The 22,060-nt window shown below is 60.5% G+C and carries 15 protein-coding genes; 6 read left to right on the plus strand and 9 right to left on the minus strand.

The window, feature by feature from the left end; genetic code table 11:
* Nucleotides 1–46 precede the first annotated feature (46 nt).
* The gene (locus tag CF161_RS11145) at nt 47–1,570 is read right to left on the minus strand and encodes a sensor domain-containing diguanylate cyclase (RefSeq protein ID WP_020296677.1); all 1,524 of its coding nucleotides are present in this window, start codon (nt 1,568–1,570) and stop codon (nt 47–49) included.
* A gap of 318 nt (nt 1,571–1,888) precedes the next feature.
* On the opposite strand from CF161_RS11145, the gene CF161_RS11155 reads away from it, so the two are divergent.
* The 5 genes from CF161_RS11155 (at nt 1,889) to CF161_RS11175 (ending at nt 7,843) form a co-directional block, all read left to right on the plus strand.
* Nucleotides 1,889–2,572 (plus strand): hypothetical protein, encoded by a 684-nt coding sequence (locus tag CF161_RS11155; protein ID WP_020296679.1) that lies wholly within the window; start codon nt 1,889–1,891, stop codon nt 2,570–2,572.
* A gap of 72 nt (nt 2,573–2,644) precedes the next feature.
* Nucleotides 2,645–3,802, plus strand: coding sequence for a bifunctional glutamate N-acetyltransferase/amino-acid acetyltransferase ArgJ (argJ, locus tag CF161_RS11160; RefSeq protein ID WP_020296680.1), 1,158 nt, complete (start codon nt 2,645–2,647; stop codon nt 3,800–3,802).
* 269 nt (nt 3,803–4,071) lie between these two features.
* Nucleotides 4,072–5,496, plus strand: coding sequence for an FAD-binding oxidoreductase (locus CF161_RS11165; RefSeq protein WP_020296681.1), 1,425 nt, complete (start codon nt 4,072–4,074; stop codon nt 5,494–5,496).
* A 31-nt stretch (nt 5,497–5,527) separates the two neighbouring features.
* Entirely contained in the window at nt 5,528–6,475 is a 948-nt protein-coding gene (locus CF161_RS11170; RefSeq protein ID WP_020296682.1) for a LysR family transcriptional regulator, read from the plus strand.
* 48 nt (nt 6,476–6,523) lie between these two features.
* Nucleotides 6,524–7,843, plus strand: coding sequence for an MFS transporter (locus CF161_RS11175; RefSeq protein WP_020296683.1), 1,320 nt, complete (start codon nt 6,524–6,526; stop codon nt 7,841–7,843).
* A gap of 217 nt (nt 7,844–8,060) precedes the next feature.
* On the opposite strand, the gene CF161_RS11180 is transcribed toward CF161_RS11175, so the two are convergent.
* From CF161_RS11180 to CF161_RS33390, 5 genes are all read right to left on the minus strand, one after another.
* Nucleotides 8,061–9,746, minus strand: coding sequence for a triacylglycerol lipase (locus CF161_RS11180; protein ID WP_020296684.1), 1,686 nt, complete (start codon nt 9,744–9,746; stop codon nt 8,061–8,063).
* 191 nt (nt 9,747–9,937) lie between these two features.
* Nucleotides 9,938–10,420 carry a DUF4265 domain-containing protein gene (locus CF161_RS11185; protein WP_020296685.1) on the minus strand — a complete coding sequence of 161 codons (483 nt, stop codon included), beginning with the start codon at nt 10,418–10,420 and terminating at the stop codon, nt 9,938–9,940.
* Nucleotides 10,421–10,459: 39 nt separating this feature from the next.
* Complete coding sequence (locus CF161_RS11190) at nt 10,460–11,146, minus strand: hypothetical protein (RefSeq protein WP_020296686.1); 687 nt, start codon at nt 11,144–11,146, stop codon at nt 10,460–10,462.
* Entirely contained in the window at nt 11,146–12,105 is a 960-nt protein-coding gene (locus tag CF161_RS11195) for a hypothetical protein (RefSeq protein WP_020296687.1), read from the minus strand. The genes CF161_RS11190 and CF161_RS11195 overlap by 1 nt, the downstream gene beginning before the upstream one ends.
* A 620-nt stretch (nt 12,106–12,725) precedes the next feature.
* Nucleotides 12,726–16,691 (minus strand): NACHT domain-containing NTPase, encoded by a 3,966-nt coding sequence (locus CF161_RS33390; RefSeq protein ID WP_256206357.1) that lies wholly within the window; start codon nt 16,689–16,691, stop codon nt 12,726–12,728.
* Nucleotides 16,692–17,339: 648 nt separating this feature from the next.
* Between CF161_RS33390 and CF161_RS11205 the strand changes: the two genes are divergently transcribed.
* The gene (locus CF161_RS11205; RefSeq protein WP_020296689.1) at nt 17,340–17,726 is read left to right on the plus strand and encodes a DUF3077 domain-containing protein; all 387 of its coding nucleotides are present in this window, start codon (nt 17,340–17,342) and stop codon (nt 17,724–17,726) included.
* 321 nt (nt 17,727–18,047) lie between these two features.
* On the opposite strand, the gene CF161_RS11210 is transcribed toward CF161_RS11205, so the two are convergent.
* Genes CF161_RS11210 through CF161_RS11220 form a run of 3 tightly spaced genes read right to left on the minus strand, consistent with a single transcriptional unit; the run spans nt 18,048 to nt 22,016 of the window.
* Nucleotides 18,048–20,081 (minus strand): LTA synthase family protein, encoded by a 2,034-nt coding sequence (locus tag CF161_RS11210; RefSeq protein ID WP_020296690.1) that lies wholly within the window; start codon nt 20,079–20,081, stop codon nt 18,048–18,050.
* A gap of 16 nt (nt 20,082–20,097) precedes the next feature.
* Nucleotides 20,098–20,721: a hypothetical protein gene (locus CF161_RS11215; protein ID WP_020296691.1), complete on the minus strand. Its 624-nt coding sequence runs from the start codon at nt 20,719–20,721 to the stop codon at nt 20,098–20,100.
* Nucleotides 20,721–22,016, minus strand: a complete 1,296-nt coding sequence (locus CF161_RS11220; RefSeq protein ID WP_020296692.1) for an exo-alpha-sialidase — start codon at nt 22,014–22,016, stop codon at nt 20,721–20,723. Before CF161_RS11220 ends, CF161_RS11215 begins: the two co-directional genes overlap by 1 nt.
* Between the last annotated feature and the right edge of the window lie 44 nt (nt 22,017–22,060).

Consider the following 22,060-nt stretch of genomic DNA (forward strand, 5'->3'; position numbering starts at 1 on the left):
CGGCCCGCCCTGTCGCTGATCGCCGCCGCGCGTGGCGGGTCAGCGGCTACAGCGCGTGGATGGGCGGATGGGCGAAGGTGTGGGTGCGGTTGCGGCCCTGGGCCTTGGCCGAGTACAGCGCCTGGTCCGCCCGCTCAATCAACTGGCTTGGGTCGCAGGGCTCATCCGGCGCCACCCAGGTGGCCACCCCCAGGCTCACGGTAATGATCCCGAACGGGCTGCCCAGGTGCGGCAGGCCCGCGCTTTCAATGGTCTGGCGGATGGTCTCGGCCACCGCTCGCGCCCCGACCTCATCGGTATTGGCCAGGACCACGGCAATCTCCTCGCCGCCGTAGCGCGCCACCCGGTCCCCGGGGCGCCGCACACAGTCCTCGATCAGGCGGCTGATGCTTTTCAGGCATTCATCCCCCGCCAGGTGCCCGTAGTGATCGTTGTAGCGCTTGAACACATCGACATCGATCAGCACCAGCGACAACGGGTTGCCCGTGCGCCGCGCGCGCTTGAATTCGATGTCCAGGAAGCCGTCGAAACTGCGACGGTTGGCCAGCCCCGTGAGCTTGTCCTGGGAAGCCAGCACCTCCAGGGCCTGGTTCAGTTCCAGCAGGGTGCCCTGGCTGGCGAGCAGCGCCTGCTCCGCGCGAATCCGCCGGTTGATATGGGTGATCAAGCGCCGCCCCAGCACCAGCACCAGCCCCAACAGCAGCAGGACCACCGCCATCGATTGCCGGGTCTGGCTCCACCAGCCTTGCAAGGCTTCGTCACGGCCCACGGCAACGGTGGTCACCAGCGGGTATTGGTCGCTTTTGCGAAAGGCATACAGACGGCGCATGCCATCGACTTTGGAGGCGAAATCCGCAGTGCCCCAATCGTGCTGCTCCAGCACCTGGGCGAAGATCGGCGCCGAAGACAGGTCGCGGCCGATGTCCGCTTGGTGAAACGGATAACGCAACAGCAGGCGCCCCTGGGACGAGGTCAGGCTGATGACCCCGGTGTCGCCGACGTGGATGCGCTTGTAGAAACTCAGCAGGTAATCCAGGCCGATGCTGACCGACACCACCCCGGCGAAGGAGCCATCGGGATACTCGATACGCCGACTCACCGGGATCACCCAGTCGTCCGTGGCACGGCTGCGAATCGCCGGGCCGATAAACGCCGTCCTTGAACGGTGATCGCGGTGGTAGGTGAAAAACTCGCGATCGGTGACATTGATCGAGCTCAACGCCGTCACCGTGGAAAACTTCAGATTGCCCTGGGCGTCATACCAGAACATCGCATTGAGCTGCGGCAACGCCGCCATCTGCTGCGTCACCACCGCCCGCAGACGCGACATCTGGCGCGGGTCATCCTCCAGGTGCTCGACCCGCTCGGCCAGGCCGATCAGCACCAGCTCGCTCTGCTTGAAGATGCCGTCGGTGTAGGTGTTGAGGGCATTAGTCAGGTTGACCGTGTCGGTCTGGATATCACTCAGGGTGTTGTCGCGAGCGGTCCAGACCTGCCACAGCGTCAGCAGAATGACCGATGAACACACCAGGTAGGTCAACAATGAGGCAAGCCGAAGATCGCGTTTCAATAGGGCAGCACCGGTGCAATGGGCAATCGTCAAAAAGGCGCGAAGCGCAGGATCGTCGACCCCAGGAGCAGTGACAACCCTCAGGGCCGGCCAACAGCGCCGTCATGCTGCGCACGCCGCCAGAGCGCGGTCCAGCAGAACCATACACCCTGTATCGGCGCCTTGGGCATTTGCTGCAATGCCAACGGCCTGGTCGCCTGGACCAGGGCCCGCAGCTGACGGTATCGGCAAGGCATGCCATGATCCGCGCGCCGCTGAGTGCCCAACAGGTCCCGGGCAGATGACGCCACGGACCTTTCAACCTGATACGGAAATCCCATGCACTTCGTTCCCTCATTTGTCGACTTGCTGCTGGCGCACCTGCAACAGCAAGAACGCCAGCGCGTGCTCAAATCCATCGTCGTCACCGTCGCCCCCGAACTGTGGCTGAGCCTGGAAGCGGCCGCCTTGCTCGACATTCACCGCGACCTGCTCGGCCTCGGCGGCCAACTCGACGAACGCGTCGACTACCGCCTCTCCAGCGACCTGGCCGCGCGCACCAACGTCCCGCGCTGGCTGATCGCCGCCGAGCGGCGCAAGGTGGATATCTGGGTCGAGGACAGCTACGCCGAACAGCCCTCCACCGCCCTCGAATTCAAGGTGGTGCACAACAACAAAAATACCTACGACAAGATCTGGCAAATCCGCAACGACCTGGCCAAGGCGATTCCCCGCACCTCTCCCCAGGAGCGCATCGAACGCTGGGGCATCGTGCTCTTGACCTACTCGCGCTTCTACAGCGACCAGCAAGGCGGCTACAGCTACGGCAAATTCGACAGCTGCCAGGCATTCCTCGACGCCTTCAGGCACGGGCTGAATGACCCAGACCCCTGGTACGAAGGTGCACCGCAACTGGAACTGGTGATGGCGCCGACCAAGGTCACCGACCTTGAAGATGCGCACTACATCGAGCCCGGGAAAGAAGCCGGGGTTTATCTGGCGCTGGTCAGGTGCAAGGGGTAGTGATGCCGTTGCGAAAAGCGCTACCCTCTGCGCCCCGCCACAACACGCATTCACTTATCTGAAGGACCTGATATGAGCGACGCCCTCATCCAGCCGCAAGGCTTTCGCAGCATCATCGCCAACCTGGGCATCAAGGACAGCCGTGACGATTTCATGGCCGTGGTCTCCGACGTGCCGGCCAGCATCAGCGCGGTGTTTACCCAGTCGCGCTTCGCCGGGCCGAGCGTGACCTTGTCCCGTGAAGTGGCGGCCCGTGACACGGCGCGGGGCGTGCTGGTGATCGCCCGCAACGCCAACGTCGCCACCGGCCCCGAGGGCCTGGCCAATGCCGAAGAAGTGCGTCTGGGCGTCGCCCGGGCGGTCGGGGTCGAGCCCCAGGAGTTGGTGATCGCCTCCACCGGGGTCATCGGGCGCCAGTACCCGATGCCGAAGATCCGCGCCTTCCTGGCCGACGTGCCGGCCCTGCAAACGGCCGACTTCCAGCGCTGCGCGGCCGCGATCATGACCACCGACACCCGCACCAAACACGCGGCGCGCAAGATCGGCAACGCCAGCCTGGTGGGGATCGCCAAAGGCGTCGGCATGATCGAGCCGAACATGGCGACCCTGCTGACCTTCTTCTTCACCGACGCCAACATTGCCCCGCAGACCCTGGATGCCATGTTCCGGCGGGTGATGGACAAGACCTTTAATGCCCTGAGCATCGACACCGACACCTCCACCAGCGACTCCGCCGCGATCCTGGCCAACGGCCTGGCCGGTGACGTGGACCTGGTGGCGTTCGAGCAAGCCCTGTACGACATCGCCCTGAGCCTGGTGCGCATGATCGCGGCCGACGGCGAAGGCGCGAGCAAGGCGCTGGAGGTGCAGGTCAGCGGTGCTCGCGACGATGCCCAGGCCAAGCGCGTGGCCAAGGCCATCGTCAACTCGCCGCTGGTCAAGACTGCGGTGCACGGCGCTGACCCGAACTGGGGCCGGGTGGCCATGGCCATCGGCAAGTGCGAAGCGGAACAGGACATCGACCCGGACCAGGTCAGGATCGTCTTCGGCGAAACCGAAGCCTACCCTCGGCAGTTGGACGACGCCGGACTGCGGGCGGTGAAAACCTATCTGCAAGGCAAGGAAGTGCTGATCTCGGTGGACCTGAACATCGCCCAGGGCCGCTTTACCGTGTATGGCTGCGACCTGTCGGAAGGCTATATCCGCATCAACGCCGACTACACCACCTGAGTTCAGCCTCAGGCTAAGGCCATGAAGTCGGGGCTTGCCTCGACTGCGTGGCCGTCACGCCTGACGCACCCGGCCACTCCCGGGTGCACGGATCAACCTCTGCCTCCCCCCGCCAACCGCACCCGCCACCATCTGCCGGCGCGATAGCGCCATCTCAATTCTGCACGACCCGCACCCCCTGTATGCAGTTAGGATATGGGCAACTCCCCCGCCCCGGGCCCACGGCCACGCCGCCGAACCCGAGGAACAATAAAACCGGAGACTGCTCGATGCTGCCCACCGCCACCGCTACGCCTGCTTCCCCGCCGCTACCCGATGCCCTGCTGGATGAACTGACGCTGTTGCTGGGCCCACGTTTCAGCACCTCGGCCAGTGTTCGCGAACACCATGGCAGCGATATCTCCGCCCTCGACCCCATGCCGCCGCAAGCCGTGGCCTTCGTCAACGGCCTGGATGAGATCGTCGCCGTGCAACAGGCCTGCCACCGCCACCGGGTGCCGATCATTCCCTACGGCAGCGGCAGTTCCCTGGAGGGTTGGGTGCATGCGCTGCATGGCGGGGTGTGCATCGACCTGTCGGCAATGAACCAGATTCTGGACGTGCGCATCGACGATATGGACGTCACCGTGCAACCCGGGGTGACCCGCAAACAGCTGAACGCGGCGCTGCATGGCACCGGCCTGTTCTTCCCCATCGACCCCGGCGCCGATGCCTCCCTGGGCGGCATGGCCGCGACACGGGCCTCGGGCACCAACGCCGTGCGCTACGGCACCATGCGTGAAAACGTCCTGGCCATGACTGCGGTATTGGCCGATGGCCGGGTGATTCACACTGGGGGCCGGGCACGTAAATCCTCGGCTGGCTATGACCTGGGCCATCTGCTGATCGGCTCCGGCGGCACCTTGGCCACCGTGGCGGAACTGACGGTGAAACTGCACCCGATCCCGGAAGCGATTTCCGCCGCGGTGTGCAACTTCCCCAGCGTCGACCAGGCAGTACGCACGGTGATCCAGGCCATCCAATTGGGGGTGCCGATTGCCCGTATCGAGCTGATCGACGCCCTCACCGTGCGCGCCCTGAATGCCTACAGCAAGACCCAGTTGCACGAGGCGCCATCGCTGTTTTTCGAACTGCATGGCTCCGAAGCCAGCGTCAAGGAACAGGTGGAAACCATCCGCATGCTGGCCGACGAACACGGCGGCCAGGACTTCGGCTGGGCCGTGCACCCCGAAGACCGCAGCCGCCTGTGGCAGGCGCGGCACGACGGTTATTTTGCCGCCATCGCCCTGCGCCCCGGCTGCCGGGCCTTGACCACCGACGCCGTGGTGCCGATCTCGCGCCTGGCCGAATGCATCGAAGCCACGAGCGCCGACCTTGAGCAAAACGGCCTGCTGGCGCCGATTTTCGGCCATGTTGGCGATGGCAATTTCCACGCGGTGATCCTGGTCAACCCCGAGGACCCGAGCGAAATACAGCGCGCCGAAGAGGTGGCCCACCGCCTGGCAGAACGGGCCATCGCCATGAACGGTTCCTGCACCGGCGAGCACGGCATCGGCCTGACCAAGCAAGGTTTCATGAGCCTGGAACACGGGCAGAACGCGGTGGATATCATGGCCGCGATCAAGGCCGCCCTCGACCCGCAGCAGCTGATGAACCCGGGCAAGATCTTCGTCCGCGGCACGCCAGCCGAATAGGCGCCGGCCCTCAAGCGCGCAAGGAAGGCTTATGGAAATCAGGCAACTCAAATACTTCGTCGCCGTGGTCGATGCCGGCAGCCTGTCCCGGGCCTCGCGGGAGGTGCACGTGGCGCAATCGGCCCTGAGCAAGCAGATGTCGGCCCTGGAAGCCGAACTCGGCGCGCTGCTGTTCCATCGCAGCAACAGCGGCATCGTCGCCAACGAGGCGGGCAAGGTGTTCTATGAATACGCCCAGGGCATCCTCAAGCACCTGAGCGCGGCCAAGGCCGCGGTCAACCCGCAAGCGGCGACCCTGAGCGGTTCGATCGTGCTCGCCCTGCCGCAAAGCGTGGCCAATATCGTCGCCCTGCCGCTGATGCAGGCCGTGGCCCGCACCTACCCCCAGGTGCAGCTGCACTTGAATGAAGAACTCACCGGCAACCTGGTGGACCAACTGGTGCGCGGCCGGGTCGACATCGCCCTGTTCACCGATATCGGCCTGCCCTCGGAAGTCAGCTTCAGCCCGCTGATCGAAGAAGACTTCTACCTGATCCACCGCGCCGGCGCCCCGCACATGCCGCCACCCGGCGACGTGACCCTGGCCCAGGCGGTGGCGCAGCCCCTGGTGTTCCCCAGCCGCGCCCACAGCCACAGCACCCGCGCCTTCGTCGACCAGGCCGTGGCCCAGCAGCAGTTGCCGCCGGCGACGGTGGCCATGGAAGTCAACTCGGTGCACATCCTCAAAAGCGCGGTGGAGGCCGGCATCGGCCCGAGCATCATGCCGCTCAACCTGGCCCTGCGCGAAGTCGCCGAAGGCCGGCTGGTGGCCCACGCCATCACCCCGCGCGTGGTGTTCCGCACCCTGGGGATCTGCGTGTGCGAGGCCCTGCCCGGCAGCAACCTGCGAACCCTGATCGCCGCCCTGATCGGCCAGGTGGTGCGTGACATGTGCCGCTCCGGCGAATGGCCCGCGACCCGCCTGCTGCCCGAAGGCTGAACCGCTGTTTCCCCCATTGCTTCGACAACAAGAATAAAGAGGCTAACCATGAACCAACCTTCCCCGCCGCCCGCGGCCCTCGACGACGCGGCCCTGCACTCGGCCTACCGCAAGACCGCCTGGCGCATCATCCCGCTGCTGGTGCTGTGCTACCTGGTGGCCTACCTGGACCGGGTCAACGTCGGCTTCGCCAAGTTGCAGATGCTCGACGACCTCAAGTTCAGCGAAGCGGTGTACGGCCTCGGCGCCGGGATCTTCTTCGTCGGCTACCTGCTGTTCGAAATCCCCAGCAACATCGCCCTGCACCGCTTCGGCGCCCGACGCTGGATCGCCCGAATCATGGTCACCTGGGGCCTGCTGTCGGCGGCCATGATGTTTATCGAAACGCCGCTGACCTTCTACGTCTTGCGGCTGCTGATCGGCATTGCCGAAGCCGGCTTCTTCCCCGGCATCATCTTCTACCTCACCACCTGGTTCCCCAGCCAACGCCGTGGGGTGATGACCGCCCTGTTCATCATGGCCCTGCCGATTTCCAGCCTGTTCGGCTCGCTGATCTCCGGCCTGATCCTGCAACACCTGAACGGCGTCTCCGGCTACGCCGGCTGGCAATGGCTGTTCGTCATCGAAGGCCTGCCCGCCGTGGCCCTCGGCGCTGCGGTGTTCTTCCTCCTGCGCGACCGCATCGCCGACGCCCACTGGCTCACCCCCGAAGAACGCCACGGCATGCAAGCCGCCATCGACCGCGAAGCCGCAAACAAACAAAGCCACCGCCTGCGCGACGGCCTGCTCAACCCACAGATCTGGCTGCTGGGTGCGGTGTACTTCTGCCTGGTGCTGGGCCAATACGTCATCAGCTTCTGGCTGCCCACCATCATCCGCAACAGCGGCGTGCAACAGCCCTGGGCCATCGGCGCCCTCACCGCCCTGCCCTACGCCGCCGCAGCGGTGGCCATGGTCATCGTGGGCCGCAGCTCGGACCGCCACGGTGAATATCGCTGGCACCTGGCGGTGTGCGCCGGGATTGGCGCGCTAGGCGTGGCCTTCGGCACCTTCTTCGGCGACAACCTGATGCTGGCCATGCTCGGTCTGATCATCGGCACCGCCGCCATGATCAGCAGCCTGCCGGTGTTCTGGGGCTTGCCCACGGCGGTGGTGGGCGGCGCGGCAGCAGCGGCCGGGGTGGCGTTGATCAATACCCTGGGCAATGTGGCCGGGTTCTTCAGCACTATTGTGGTCGGGTGGCTGACCCAGGTGACGGGGAATACTCAGGTGGCGATGTACTTTATGGCGGCCATTCTGCTGATTGGCGGCGGACTGGGATTGATGGTCAACCACGTGCGCAAGACGGCACGAATGCAGCCCGCCTGAGGCCCTTCTGTAGGAGCTGACTTGCCGGTGATAAGCGCGGACTCTACATCCTGAGTTGAGTGATGGTGCCCGGCAGTTGTACACCCCAGCTTACGACCGCTACACAGCCGGGCAGGAACAATCGCCCGGCTCCATTAGTCGCTTTCCCGTAAAGAGAAAGCGGCGTTTGCTCTTAACAGACGGGCACTCCCCAACAGGCCAGTTTTTTAAACCAGGATCAGATCGTGTCCAGTACGAAATACAGCAGCAGAATGCCGATGATGACCAAGCCTTCATGATCACAGGTAAAGCCCCACCAGGCCCCCACCGCCAGAGCGCAAACCCCCAGCAGCACTAACAACGCCGAACCATACATCTTGACCATGAACCAGGACGAAGGACGTTGGCACAAATCGGCCCCCGTCGGAGCAGGTAGCAAAGGGTTAACCGTGTTCGGCGACAACAGATAACTGACGATCTTCGGTTGATTCGGGCGTTGCAAGGGTTTGCCATGATTGCCCTTGAACCAGAGGGTCTGGGCTTGGATCGCCGGATCATCAAGCTCATCGAAGCCGTCGACGCCGCCAGTTCCCACGTCTCGAAAACCGATCAAATGCAATCCCCTGCACAACCCACCCACCGGCCAATCCTCAGAGCTGCACTGATTCGCCACCGTCACCACCTGACGCGCCAACATCCGCTTCCACGGGAATTCCCGAGGCAGCACGCTGCCTGCCAGGTACACCCGGTCAAACATCAGCGATGACACTTCAAGCAGGCTGGTACCCAGGATGTAGGTGCCGTTACTGTGGCCGACGAAATGAAACTTCACGTCGGGGTTACGCGCCACATGGTAGCTGTAGCGGTCAAGAAACCAGGACAAGTTCCGGCGTCGTACCCAGGGCAAGGCGAACTTGATTGCCGAAAACCAACCGTAGGTGGAGCGGTCCACCAGCACCGGCGGCTCTGACCGCAGAGGCTCGCAGCCTGACAGCGTATTCAATGGACTGCGCTGCACCTGGTCGGCCTTGCACTGTTGCTCGATGGCCTCGGCAATATCAGTGACCCACCCCGAATTACCATCACGGATACCGTGGAGCACGAACACCACCATCCCGGGCCCAGAAGCGGCCAGCTCCTGTGCCTGCTCAGGCTCACTCACACGCAGATCCGGGCTCTGGAAAACTTGCAGTATCCGGGTAAAACCTGCCACGCCAGGAGGCGCCTGCGGATCGAACAGGTTGTTATGGTCGGCGCCCTCGATGGTGACCGTGTAGGAGTTGGCAAACGCTTCGGTATCCCGCACGTCCTCGCGAGCCACCACACCGTCAATATCCCCCAAAAACTGTACGACAAAGGGCCGGTGCTCATCGTCCCGCTCATGGAAATGGCGTATCCAGGACAGACGCAGGTCGGTGACCACAAACGAGCCCTTTTCCAACTCCATAAGCCAGCCCAAGGCAAACCAGGACGGCGGTTTGAGCAACAACCATTGCAAGGAAATCAGCTTCATCAGTGCCAGGCCCAACGCCCAGCGGGCTTTGGCATAAGGCCGAAATCCCCGGTTGATGGAGGCGAATAACAGCACCGATTCGACCTTATCCCACCATTCACGCCGCTGTGGATGGTCCGGGTAAGCACCTGCCGCGAACAGGTAGGCATCGCGGACGATCATCCCGCCAACACTGTGCCCGACCAGAATGATTCGGCGGTACTCCTGAGCCAGGCGATCAATCTCCGCGATCAGTGCCAGGGTCAAATCCCGCACCCGTGCCGCGCGGAACAGATTCCTCAAACCGCGGGTGTCGTGATGATGCCAATCACCGCTAATACCCTGCTCTCGCAGCTTGGCCTCGAGCCGTTTCCAGGCCCCGTCGTGATTACCGAGACCACCGACCACAATAATGAGTGGTTGTTCGCGCATGGAGCACCTCCCTGTGGGTTGATGCGCGATGCCATTGAGCAGTGCTGGCGTCGCACCAGCTTAGGTATAGGTTCTTTTCCAGACTCCGCGCTTGTGCCGAACGCTTTTTTGCAGCTGGCTCGCGGCGCAAGGCATTGTGGCAGCACCTGGTGTAACGCTGACGGCATGCCAAACCTGCTGATCAGCTGCCCTTAGTACTCCAACCACCAATTCAACAGCGTCTCATCCTCATCGTCATCGAGGTTTTTATAGACGTTCGCGTAGTACCACTGGATCCCGGTTTTTTCGCGGAAGCGATCGAAAAACCTGTTGATGTTCTCCATCCCGTTTTTTGCAGGAACGGCCAACGCCAGATTGCCTTCGCACACCCCATCCAAGGTGCCCTTCAACTCACGAATGACATCGTTTTCAAGCGCACTGATCACCGCCGGATCAATGTAATCGGCGTAGATCTGAATGCAGAAATTCCCGCCCCGGCGCAGCACTTCAGCCGGTGCATCAGGGTTGTGGATTGAAACGATATCGCCCCGCGCCAGGTTTTGCGCCAGGCCCGGGGAGGACAGCAACTCGTAAGTGTCCTCATCGATCTGCCGCGCCAGCAGCTCCTCGCGAACGGCGCCATCGTCATCGGCCATGTACACCTGAATCAGCACCGGTGATGGTTTATCCAACATAGGAAGCTCCACACATTAACTGGCAGGTTCTGATCAGCCTCATGGCAACACCTCAAACCGCCCGCTGCTTTTATTCCACGCAAACCCCGGCAACGTGCAGCCACTCAAACTGATCCCCACGCGATCCCCCTCGGTCTGCACCTGTAACGTATCCACGCCCTGGTTCGGGCAACCCGGCTCGGCGAGCGTCAGGGTCTGCAAGGGCTTGCCGGTGGCCTTGCTCAGCACCTCAATGGCCGTCACCCGCCGATCATTGCCCTGCATCGGCAACTGGAAATACCAACGCGGGGTGGATGCACTCTGCAACAGCGCCGTGCTCGGCTGCGGCCAAGAACGGTCCGAATCCACCAGGCCCACCAGCTTCAGGCTGATGGGCAAGGTCTTGCCGGTGCGATAACTGGTCCAGCTGCCGCGCACCTGCTCGCGCTGACGGCTGACCATCAAATCATTGAACTGCAAGCGCGCCACCGGCAAGCCCTGCTCGTCCAGCTCATCCATCGCCAGCACCTGATTGCTGAAACTGAAGGTCGGCTTGAGCCGGATCGGCGTGCGATAGCGCTGGTAGGCATAAGTGCCCTGGTACACGGCATTCTGGTTACCCAGGGTCAGCACAATCGCCTGCTTGCCCAACGTGCCTTCATACACCCCATGGGCCGCCTGCGCCGGCAGCATCCACAGCACCAACAGCCCCGCCGCCACTCCGCGATAAAAATCACCCCAACGCATCAGAAACGCTCCTCGCCCGACGACAGAAACTCCAGCCGATCCGGGCTGACCACCCGGTAATAATCCCAACGCCGCGTGCGTTGATCGAAATTGATAAAGTCCTGCTTGCTGAACTCCATCTGGCCACTGGGCGAAAAGCGCAACGTACCGTCCACCGCAAACTGCTCCAACTGCGGATGGCGCAGGTACTGCTGGCTTTCACGGTTGTACAGGTAGTACTGAGTGGGGCCGCACAACAGCCGGCCATCCGACTCAGCCAGGCGATAACTCTGGGCCTGAAAATCCATCGGCGACCCGGCCTGGAAATGCCCGAACGTCAGCGTCCCGGTGCCAACCGCAGGCAGGCACCACGGCCCACTGATCTCCTGCACCTGCGCCCCCGTGACACGACTCATCACCCGAATACGGTCCACCCGCGCCACCTCCTCCCCGGCCTTGCGCGCGGCATGCACACTGAAATAAAAATCCTTGTCCTGCACCGGCTGCAGCAAATCCCCGTCAAAGGCATCCCGCTGACTGTCACCAAAACGCGTTACCCGCTGCAACTGCAACGGCTGCTGCGCGCCCGTGCGCAGATCGACAAACGAGCCCTGCAACGCATCAGCACCTTCGGTGAACGGCTGCAACGACACGGCTGCTGCCGGCAGGGTCGGGTTGTCCATGATATTGATCAGCAGCCCCGCGCCCTGGCGAAACGGCGTCAGCTCCAAAGGAATGGGCAAACGCTCGGCTTCGGTAAACCAATAACCGGAGAAACCGCCGCCGTATTGCGAGTCATACGTCAACGCCAGTTCTACCGGGGTGGAACCGAGGGTGCCGCGGTAGGTGGTGGTGGGGTTGGCTTGGGCGCTGGGGGTGGTCAGGGCGAGGCCCAGCAGGAGGGCTGGGGCCAGGAGGTGTGGCAGGTAACGCCGTTTACCAGCCCTTGTTTGCGTACAGCCACCAATGGACGGGGTCATGCGGGCGCTCCTTGCTGAGGGGGAAAGGGGCGCAGGATAGCAAAATCGTTCTGGTTTTATGGGTAAAGAAGAGGGTTCTTACAGCGATGCTGTTGGCTGTAATTATCTCAACGCCTAAAGTTCAAAACGTTTGCTGATGACTCAGAGATAGGGCTTCGCGGCCCTACTAGAGAGAACTGAGAATCGACTCTGATTCGTAGCTGTGATTTAGAAACAGACGATTATGGAAGGCAGTTATCGGCCGACTCTGTTGAAAACAGTCGGCTTGTCCAAACGGCTCGAGTATAGATGACTACAAACACGTCTTTTGCACGCCGATACGTGAAATCAACGTCCGGAAGCATCTGCTGAGAATAACGATTTCAATCTCCTGCACGTACTTTTCTGTCTTGGGAACGGAGTTGGACTTTTTCAACAGAATCGGCCGGGAGCTGCCGGTCACGGATGGTAGCTTTCAGACAGAATTAGGCATTCGTCGGCAGATTTTCTGCAAACCTGCCACGATCTATCGACAATATATGCAATGGCGTACGTTGCTATACCTGCATACATTATGCGTTTAACTAGAAACAGCTCAGTTTCTTTAATACCCTTCGACCCTACTGCCACAAACTTCGTCCTCAGCTAGGATCTCCTCGGGTTAAATCAAGCACGAAAACGGCGACCCTTCCTTCTTGCGCAGACTTGCTGGTCGCGACGAGCATGCTCTTCAGTTCATCGGCAGTCGCTGGAAGCGGCTGGTGTCGTCCTGGACGCTTCAGCCTCTTGGTTGTGTGCAGTTGTTCTCCAAACCAAAGCACCAGATAAATACCACGTCCCTCTGCTCGCCAGTCTTGAGTGTAGAGAGCGTCAAGCTGTCTGTCCGATCCCATCCAGAGCTCCGGATGCCACTGCCCCTTGATCTCGATCGGAATCCGAAGTGTGCCAGCCGAACAAGTGATGTCAACCTCCTTGTCCGCAGCGACATGAGTTTCAGGATCAAAAGTGATCCCTGACGATCCTTGGCGTAGAAGGCCTAGAAGGTGATCGCGGCAACGCTCCTCGACGAATGGAGTTTTTGTGTCGTCATAGAATCCGCGCCAGGACTCAGCATCGTCACTCTTTATCTTTGCCTGGGTGATGGCTAGTTCTTCAAGTGCAAGAGTTTGTAGATCAAGAAGGGACATGGGGGGAAGACTGCGTGTTATCGCCGCAATAACAGCAAGCGACGGTGAAACATAGGCTGCTTCGACTCGGATGCGCTTCTGCTCTGCAATAACGACCTTGATCTCTTCAGAATAGCCATCGAAAGGTGCTTCTCTTAAACGGACTAATGCATCGATTGCCTCATCGCTGGAATCATTACCAAGGCGGCGGATGAGTTGGACGATGAAATTGCTTGCATCCCAAAAGTTTGAATTACCTGACGAAGGCCCGCTTGGGCGTTCCACCATCGGCCAAACCGAACGAAACGTATTGATTACCCATTCACTCTGTTCAGCATTGAGAAGTACAGTGACGTCTTCGCTAAAACGATTGCTGATTCGATTTCGTATATGCCAAAACAATTCAGGTTCAATTGGCTGAGCGCCGAGCTGCGCTTTGATGCTCGGGAAATCAACAATGGCGCCAATCGCAACCCAATTGCGACGGCGCTCGTCATCCATTGATATAGAGCGAAGCGCTGAGATTCGGCGTAACTCCTCGAATTTTCCCGAGCGGATGAGTCTATCAGCTAGCTCGATTTCCGGAACGATCGGCAAGTCTGGGAACCGCTCCAGCCACTCGGCGGCGAGTTCGGTGCTCATTGTGACGTGTGCTTGATCGTGCATCAGCGTGTAAAGCCCATCTACATTGACACACCGCTTTTGTAGTTGCGGCTCATGGTAGAGCGTCATCGCCTCCTTCCAACAACCACGAGTCTGAATGGCAGCTTCAACAGCCTCAATAAGACCCGAAATTCCTGCATGGTCGTCGATGCGACTACGGCGTAGCTCGAACAGCCCTGCCATTAAACGCTCATTAGTAACGTTATCGAACCCTACGCCTTGTCGCTGCCGTTCAGCGAGTGCGGCAACGATAATATACGTAGCATCGTACCGCTTGCCCTCAGTAAGACTCATCGCAATTTGCTGCGCTGTAGGTCGGGGTGGATCAAGCATCAGAAACGCTTCGAACCCGGCATGCGCGACCTCACCAATATCATCTCCGAGCCACTGCCCAATCCTCTTGTGAGCAGGTGCATCTTCAATGCCATTAAAAAGGTTCAGATAGGCTTTAGCAGGATCAACTATCGCACCGTAGTCACCTGCGCGCATTTGATCGATGCAAGACACATAGCTACTTCGGTGTCCTGCATGAATGGCCGTTTGTTTTGCTAGACGCTTGCGCTCTTGCTCGGTCTGTTTGATCTGCCAATCAGGTATTGTCGGCTCTGATAACTTGTCGATCCATAATAGTAAATCTGGACGCTGAGCAGCAAAGAGTCGTGCAACGGCACGTACCTCTGAACCTGCTTCACTGTCATGCTGTGAAAGCTGGACTAAATCACGCCAGCGTTCGTCGCTGTGGTCTGTGGGGTCAAGACAGTTAAGTAGCGCGATGACATCTGTGTCAGACAGAGTAAAGCCGGTGGATCGATCGCTCAGCCGCCATGCTTGCTGATAAGCGCTGTAATCACTGGGCAATTCTAATATCACTAGCCGCTGAACAGACTGCCGTAAATTGTCGTCTCTCCGAATGAGTTCGTGCAATTTCTGATGAGAGTCACGTTGATATCCATCACGGGAGTGAAAAGGCTCTAGCCAAGACCAAAGCTTGTGTGCAGAGATACCACCTGCCTCTAAGCCACGAACGATTAGATGATAAGCAAGATCGGTCAGCACATTATTTCCAGGCCACTCATCACCCTTGCCAAAGGATTTTGCTGCTATAGCTAAAAAATCAAGGACACCTGCTATTTGACCATCTGGGAGATTTTTCTCTAGGTACATCAATACTCCGATCGTACGACTACCGCTTTCTGCATAAGCAACCACAAGACTGACAATAAAATTGGCATCTAATTGTTCGTAGCCGACTTCATCAGCCAGTTCGATTGCAAGCCGAATCGAAAGCTCATCTCCAGAGATACCCAACGTGTAGAGGACAGTCGGCCAATCAATGTCGTCATTTGCTTCAACAAGAATTTCACCTGCAATTTTCCTACACGCAAAATACGCTTGGGGGTCGAGAACAATTTTCTGCAGTTCACCTCTTAGGGCTGAGGCAATTCCACTCCCCTTTATTGCTTCTAGCATTAAAAGACATAGGTAGAATGACGTTTCAGGTGTGGAGATCAGTCGCCGTATGTCCTCGATAACCCCTGGACTTCTGAAACACCGCAGCGCATACGGACCCCAGTCGCGAAAACGAGGGTTATCGTTTGCCAAAAGCTCCAGTGATTTGATAAGCAAGCGAGCCTGGTCGGCCGTGAGTTCATCTGCATCACCATATTCAATCAATCCCATTGGGTCTGCGGCGATAACAGTTTTGGTAAAAGCTGGATCCATAGCAAGCCACGCATGAATGCCTCGAAGGCTCGAGGGTACAAGCCCGTAGCTGTGAAAAAGTGAGAGGAGGCGTCTGCGTTTTTGTGGAGTATTTGCCTGCTTCGTGAGCCACCGAGCCCCCAAGTACTCTCCGACACGGCGGTGAATATAGGTAAACCGCTCGACGCCGTCAGATCTGAACAGACGGGTACCAAGCATAGATTCCAGGATCTCTCCTCCGGGAAGAATAGAGATATCGGAGAGTTGCACTTCACCTTCTGCGACGTTTGCTGCGGAAATTCGAACAATAGCTTCACTACCAGTTAGGATCAAACTGGCAAATGCGGCGCCCGCTGCATCAAGGCCAGTTTCCTGTCCTGTCTGATTACTGACCTTGGTATCACTATGCTCAACTCGTAAAACCTCAATGGCGCGCTCGAAGAGTTCGCCGCGCGTTCCAGGTAATGTCCCTGAACCCGCAACGCGTGCAATTAGTTCAAGAGTTTGCGGGTTACCGAGTAACCCATTGAGCCCTCGTACATTGAAATGCTCGATCACATTTTTGGCCGAAGTGACACCAAGTGTGGCGCTTAGAAAGGCTGATGCATCATCTTCGTTGAATGGCTCAAGGTGTAACTCTACTGGCTTTTGAGGGTACTGTTCGTGAATAGCCTCAAGACCCGTGGCGCTACGCCAATCCGCCACTCGGCACGCAAGAATGAAGCGAGGGTAATCTAGTTTTCCGAGTTGACGCAGGACAAGATCCACCGCGTCTCCGTCCTTGTGACTGCTGACCTCATCCAGCCCATCAATCACTAAGACTTCGGCATTATTTAGTAAAGTTTTCGGGTCATGACGGTTGATCAACTGGCGTGCAGTGCAACGGAAAAAACCTGGAGACATCCCGAGCCAGTTGAGAAGATGTGTTTTCCCCATGCCCGCTTCACCGAGAATGACAAGCGGTTCAGTTCGCTTTAACAAGTCGTCCTGTGGCAAATGAGATCTACCATCGCTGGTCTCACACCAAAGTGTTCGCTTGATGGCTGCATGCACTATCAAACTTGCGCATTCATTCATGTCGTACAGGAGCCTCAGTAGGAGCCTATGTAGTTACCCGGATACTAAATTATTGATGCCTAGAAGTACTACCGATTTGAGAGCCACGACAGCGACTGCATCTCTGCGAAGGGCAACTATGGGTCGCTCTCTGCCGGGTCATGGTTGCGAGGCGCGCTGCTCAATTCGATGCAACCTGTGGTCAGGTCGAATGCAAACGGGTAGTCAAGTGCAGTGAAATTTTGCAGTTGTAAGTGATAGCGATTTCAAGTCGGAAATAAGAGTGACCTGACAAGGAAAAGGTGAGGCTGGCGTTACATCCCGAAACCCAACACCCATCCCTATTCGTCACTCCACGTAAGGCGCTTCGCTTTCCATTGAGCGACTTTTCCTAGAGAATCCGAACCGCTTGCGCCTATGAGAAGCGCTGTCTAGGCTCGGTTCGTCACTGCATATCAGTGACCGGGTTTAGCAGCTCGTGTACTAGGCGCAAAGTGCCTCCTCTTACGAGGCGCTTCTTTTCGGCCCCAGTTTTATGGTGGCCGTGCGCAGGGCACCTTCGGGTGCGCCGGGTTCCTAGTACACCGGTCTGCTAACCTGCAAACGGCCGCCACCCTATCGTTTAGCAGCGACGGTGATGGCTCCTAAAGCTGTACTAGGAGATGCACCATGAAAAAGCTTGTCCCCGACCCGCCCCTGACCTTACCCGGGCAATTCAGAACCCCCGAACACGATCACGACACCCAGCGCATTCGCCTGGCCCTGGCCTCGAACAACGTCGAGGCATCAATCCTCAGTTCCCTGAAAGACACCGCCCCCACCTCAATCGGCCGCGATTCGCTGTTCAACGTGCGCGCCGGTATCAGCGCCGAAGAAGCCTTGATTCATGTGTCGCTGCTGCTCGATTGCGCGGTGCAAGTCAGCGATGAAATCACCGAACGCGCCAGCGGCGTGGAGCGCGGGTTGATTTGGTCGATGATCCATTCGGTGGAAATGGCCAGGGCGGTGGTGGATTCGTTGTTGGGTGCCGGCAAGCCGGCGGCAGCGGCACGCTAACGTCACCCTCTGGTTTTAATAAAACGGAACGGACTGACAGCCCGTTCCGTTTTTTCAATCGTGCTTCAAACCGCCGAGCTCTCAGCCTGACTGCTTTGCGACAAGGGCGCTGGGGAGTCAGCGATTGGGCCCTTCTGATGGGTCCGCTTGGCATCCGGCTGACACACCGTGCTTGCTGGTTTTGGGGCCGCTCTGCGGCCCAGCGGGAGCAAGCTCCCTCGCCACGACGGCGGGATCTTGCCGGGTGTGATGTTGCGCTGGCCCTGAGATCACGGCGCATGCACCGGCCAGCGCAGCCGCGTGCCTCGTCAGCGGCTACAGCTAACGCACATTGCGATAAAGCATCAGGCGTGCCGTTTCATGCAGCCCCCGGGTCAATTCCAGCAAGCGCTGAAACTCTTCAGGGTGTTGCTGGGCCACGTCGTCACGCGGGGTGGGCGAGGCCAAATCGTGCAGGGTCGGCCCACTGCCGTCGTGCTGCATTTGCAGCAGAAAGTCCTGGGTCACGCCGCCGATCACCGGGAAGGTCCCTTCCCTTAATACCAACGGCACCACCCGCTCCCCTTCCGGCGCCGGTTGCTGGATATCCCGGCCCATGGCGCCGTTGGTGAAGGGCATGCCCGCCATGCCGGCCACCGTTGGCAGTAGATCAGCAAGGCCGACGGCTTCTTCGATCACCCGTGGCTGCAACAGCCCCGGGGCATGGATCAGCAGCGGCACGTTGTTGCTTTCCAGCCCCAGTTGTTCAAAGGCCGGGGCCATATGGGGGATTTGGCTGATGCGGGTGTTGTGGTCGCCGAAGAACACAAAAATCGTGTTGTCGTAGTAGCCCCCCGCCTTGGCGATGTCCATCAGGCGGCCGATGTTGAAGTCCAGCAGGCGCACGGCGTTGTATTGCTCCAGGCTGCGGGAGCCGGCGGCTTGCACCTGGTCCAGGGTCAGCTGTTTGACCTCAAAGCCGTCGTTGCTTTTGGGGATGGTGAACGGGCGGTGGTTGCCGGAGGTTTGCAGGTAGGCGAAGAACGGCTGGTCCTTGGGCACTGCGCGCAGCAGGGTGTCGCTTTCCTTGAACAGGTCGAGGTCGGAGATGCCCCAGACGTCCACCAGCGGCGATTTCCAGTAGCCCTCGTCATACAGCTGCACGCCGTCGATGCTCTGGCGGATCAGCGCGTTGATGTTGGCCCAGCCGGCGTTGCCGCCAATCATGTACAGGCGCTGATAGCCCTCGAAGGCGTTGATCAGGCTGTGCTGGCGGGTGATCAGCGGGTGGCGGGTCGCGGTCTCCTGGCGGGTGACGTCGGGCACCCCGGTGATGCTGGCCCACACGGTTTTCGCGGTGCCGGTGACCGGCACGTAGAAATGCTTGAAGAACCAGCTCTGGCTCGCCAGCTTGTCCAGGTTGGGCGTCGGATTCAGCGGGTTGCCGTAGGCGCCGACCGCGCTGGTGCCGAGGGATTCGAGCATGACGAAGATGACATTGGGCGGACGCTGCCCCGACGCGCGATAGGGCTGTACCCCCTGCTCACGGCGGAAGTTCAGGCTCTGTGCATCCGGCTGTTGTACCCCGAGGTAACGGGCCACAGCCGGGTAATGCTGGCGCACCTGGGCTTCGTCGAATTGCGCCTGGCCGGCCTTGAGGGTGTCGTACAGAAACAGCACCGGGTTCAGGCCCAGGGCCGCGACCTGGCTGTTGCCGGAGAAAAACGCATCGCTCCAGCGCAGGGGCACGGGGTTTTCCAGGTTGAGCTTTTCCACTCGCCCCAGCAGCGCCAGCAGCACGGCGACAACCCCCACCACGGCGGCCGAGGCCACGGCCAAGGCCCCGATGGGCCGGGCCGGGCGATCCAGGGTCAGCCGCTCCAGCTTGACCAGGGCCCCATACCACAGCCCCAGCGCGGCCAGCCAAGCCAGGCTGATCCAGAGCACCGGGTAGGTTTCCCAGACCATTTGCCGCGAGATCTGCGCGTCGTCGAGGTAACGCAATACCGTGGCGTTGATGCGCACGCCGAGGTAGGCGTAGTGGCCGAAATCGACGATGTACACCAGCCCCACCGCCCCCAGCACCAGCAGCAGATACCCCCGGGCCAGCCAGCGCAGGGCCGGCACCCGCAGCAGGTTCCAGCGCGGCAGCCAGGCCAGCAGCGCCAGGGGCAGCAGCAGCAGCAAGGCCAGACGCAGGTCGAAGCGCAGGCCGATGCCCAGGGTTTGCAGCAGCTGCGCGTTGTCTTCAACGGCCGCCAGGTCAATCCCGGAGAACCCCAGCACAAATACCAGCCGCAACAGCGCCAGCAGCGCAAATACCAAGCCGATCGCGCCCACGCCGTAGCGCAGGCGGCGTGATTGCAACCACCCCATGTTTACCTCTGTGTTGTCAAAGCGAAGGTTTCAACTGACCCGCCCGGGCTCGCGGGCGCCGCCGCAGCCAGCGCCAGCCGGCTGCAGCCAGCAGGCCGCACCCGGCCACCAGACAATAGCCCGCCAGCAAGGGGTCGATCAGGTAGTCCCAGTAGTTTTCCGAAGCCTTGAGCCGCAGCGCAAAAGCCAGGGTGCCCGCCCCCAGCATCCACACGCCCAGGGGGTTGCGCAGCCACAGCAGCACCAGCGCCGCCGCGCCCATGAGCACGATCATCGGTCGCGGGTTGAAGCCCCAGCGGTACGGATCGACATAGGTCAGGCCGAGGGTGGCCGGGTACAGGCTCAGGGCCAGCAGCCCGAACAGCAGCACCACCTGCCGCCGCTGCCCGCGCGGCAACGGCTGCACCACCCCCAGGCGCAGCAGGCTGACCCAGCCCAGCAACACCAGGGTGCTGATGGCCAGATCATCGGTAAAGCTGCGCACATAGGCGGCCAGCGACAAACCATTAATCGGGACAAAGCTCAGCAGTGCCAGCACCGGCAACAGCCAGGGCCGCCAGGGCGCGGTCAGGCGCAGGCTGCCCAGCAGGACAAAACTCAGGAGGATAAAACTCAGATGGGCTTGCCATAGAGAAAACATCACAGGCGCTCCGCCAGCCAGGCCTCGTTGAAGCTGACATGTTTGATAAAGGTGTTATTCCACGAGTAGACCAGGTGGTACATGCCGTCGGCGCTGCGGCTGAAGTACGGGTATTCGTACTCGAAATCGCAGCCCCGGGGCTTGCACACCCGATAGTCGAGGTTGCTCAGGAAGCGTTGTTCCAAAGGCAGGCGCCGGGCGCCGCTGGAGGCGCGAAAGCCCTCGCCGATGATTTCCTTGTAGGCCTCGGGCGAGAACGGCTGGCCCAAGGGGTCGGGAGACTGGTCCAGCTCCACCACGCTGCGCCATTGATTGAGGTCGGCATCGGTGCCGTACAGGCTGAGCTTGAAGCGCCCGTCCTGCAGGTCGTTGAGGGCCACCAGCAAGCCGTTGTCGGCGGTGCCCACGGCGGCCAGGGACGAATTGGGGTTGGACGGCTCCAGCGGATAGGGCTCGCTCCAGGTCTGCCCGGCGTCTTCGGTGCGGCTGGCCAGGACCCGATGATGGCTGTCGCCGGCGTAACGCAGCATGGCGATGGCGCGGCGCCCGTCCTGGGGCACGATGGTCGGCTGCAGGGAGTTTTTGCCCCGGCTGATGCGGAATTTATCCACCACCTGGCCATCGCTGCTCAGGTACAGGTACTCGGCGAACTTGCCCATGAACTCGTGGTACACCGGCAGGCCGATGGAACCGTCGGCATGGAACACCGGCGCGGCGCGGACCAGGGTGCTGATATTGAAGAACGGCGAGGTGATCAGTTGCCGTGGCGCGCTCCAGTGCTGCCCGAGGTCGTCGGAGACCATCACGTTGATCGCACTCGTGGCCCAGCCGCCCACCGACACCGAGACATAGAACATCCACAGGCGGTTATCCGGGGCCAGGGCAATCACCGGGTTGCCCAGTTTGCGAATGTAGCGCTGGGTGCCGGAGCGGGTGCTTTCCCGGGTCGCCAACACCTGTTCCGCGCCCCACTCGCCGCTCTTGGCGTCAAAGCGCGCACTGCGCACCTGGACGTCGGCGGCGCCCTCCCGGGAGCCGGCAAACCACACGGCCATCAGGTCGCCACCGGGCAAGGCGGTGACCGAGGACGAGTGCACGAAATCATTCAGTTCCGAAGACACGAAACGGCTGCTGTATTGCGGGCGGGCCTCGGCCGCCGTGGCGACGGTCGCGGGACCGGCCTCGGCAAACGGCGCCAGCTCGTGGGGCGGATGGCTAAGCCAGGCGGCAAGGAACACCCCCAGCAGAAGCAGGCCACAGCCGATAGACATCAGGCGATCAGGAAGCGCACGCATAAAGAGCCCGTTGCAGATGCAGGGTGGGAACAAGGAAAACAACA

It is taken from the genome of Pseudomonas sp. CF161 (genome assembly GCF_000416215.1).
Taxonomy (GTDB): domain Bacteria; phylum Pseudomonadota; class Gammaproteobacteria; order Pseudomonadales; family Pseudomonadaceae; genus Aquipseudomonas.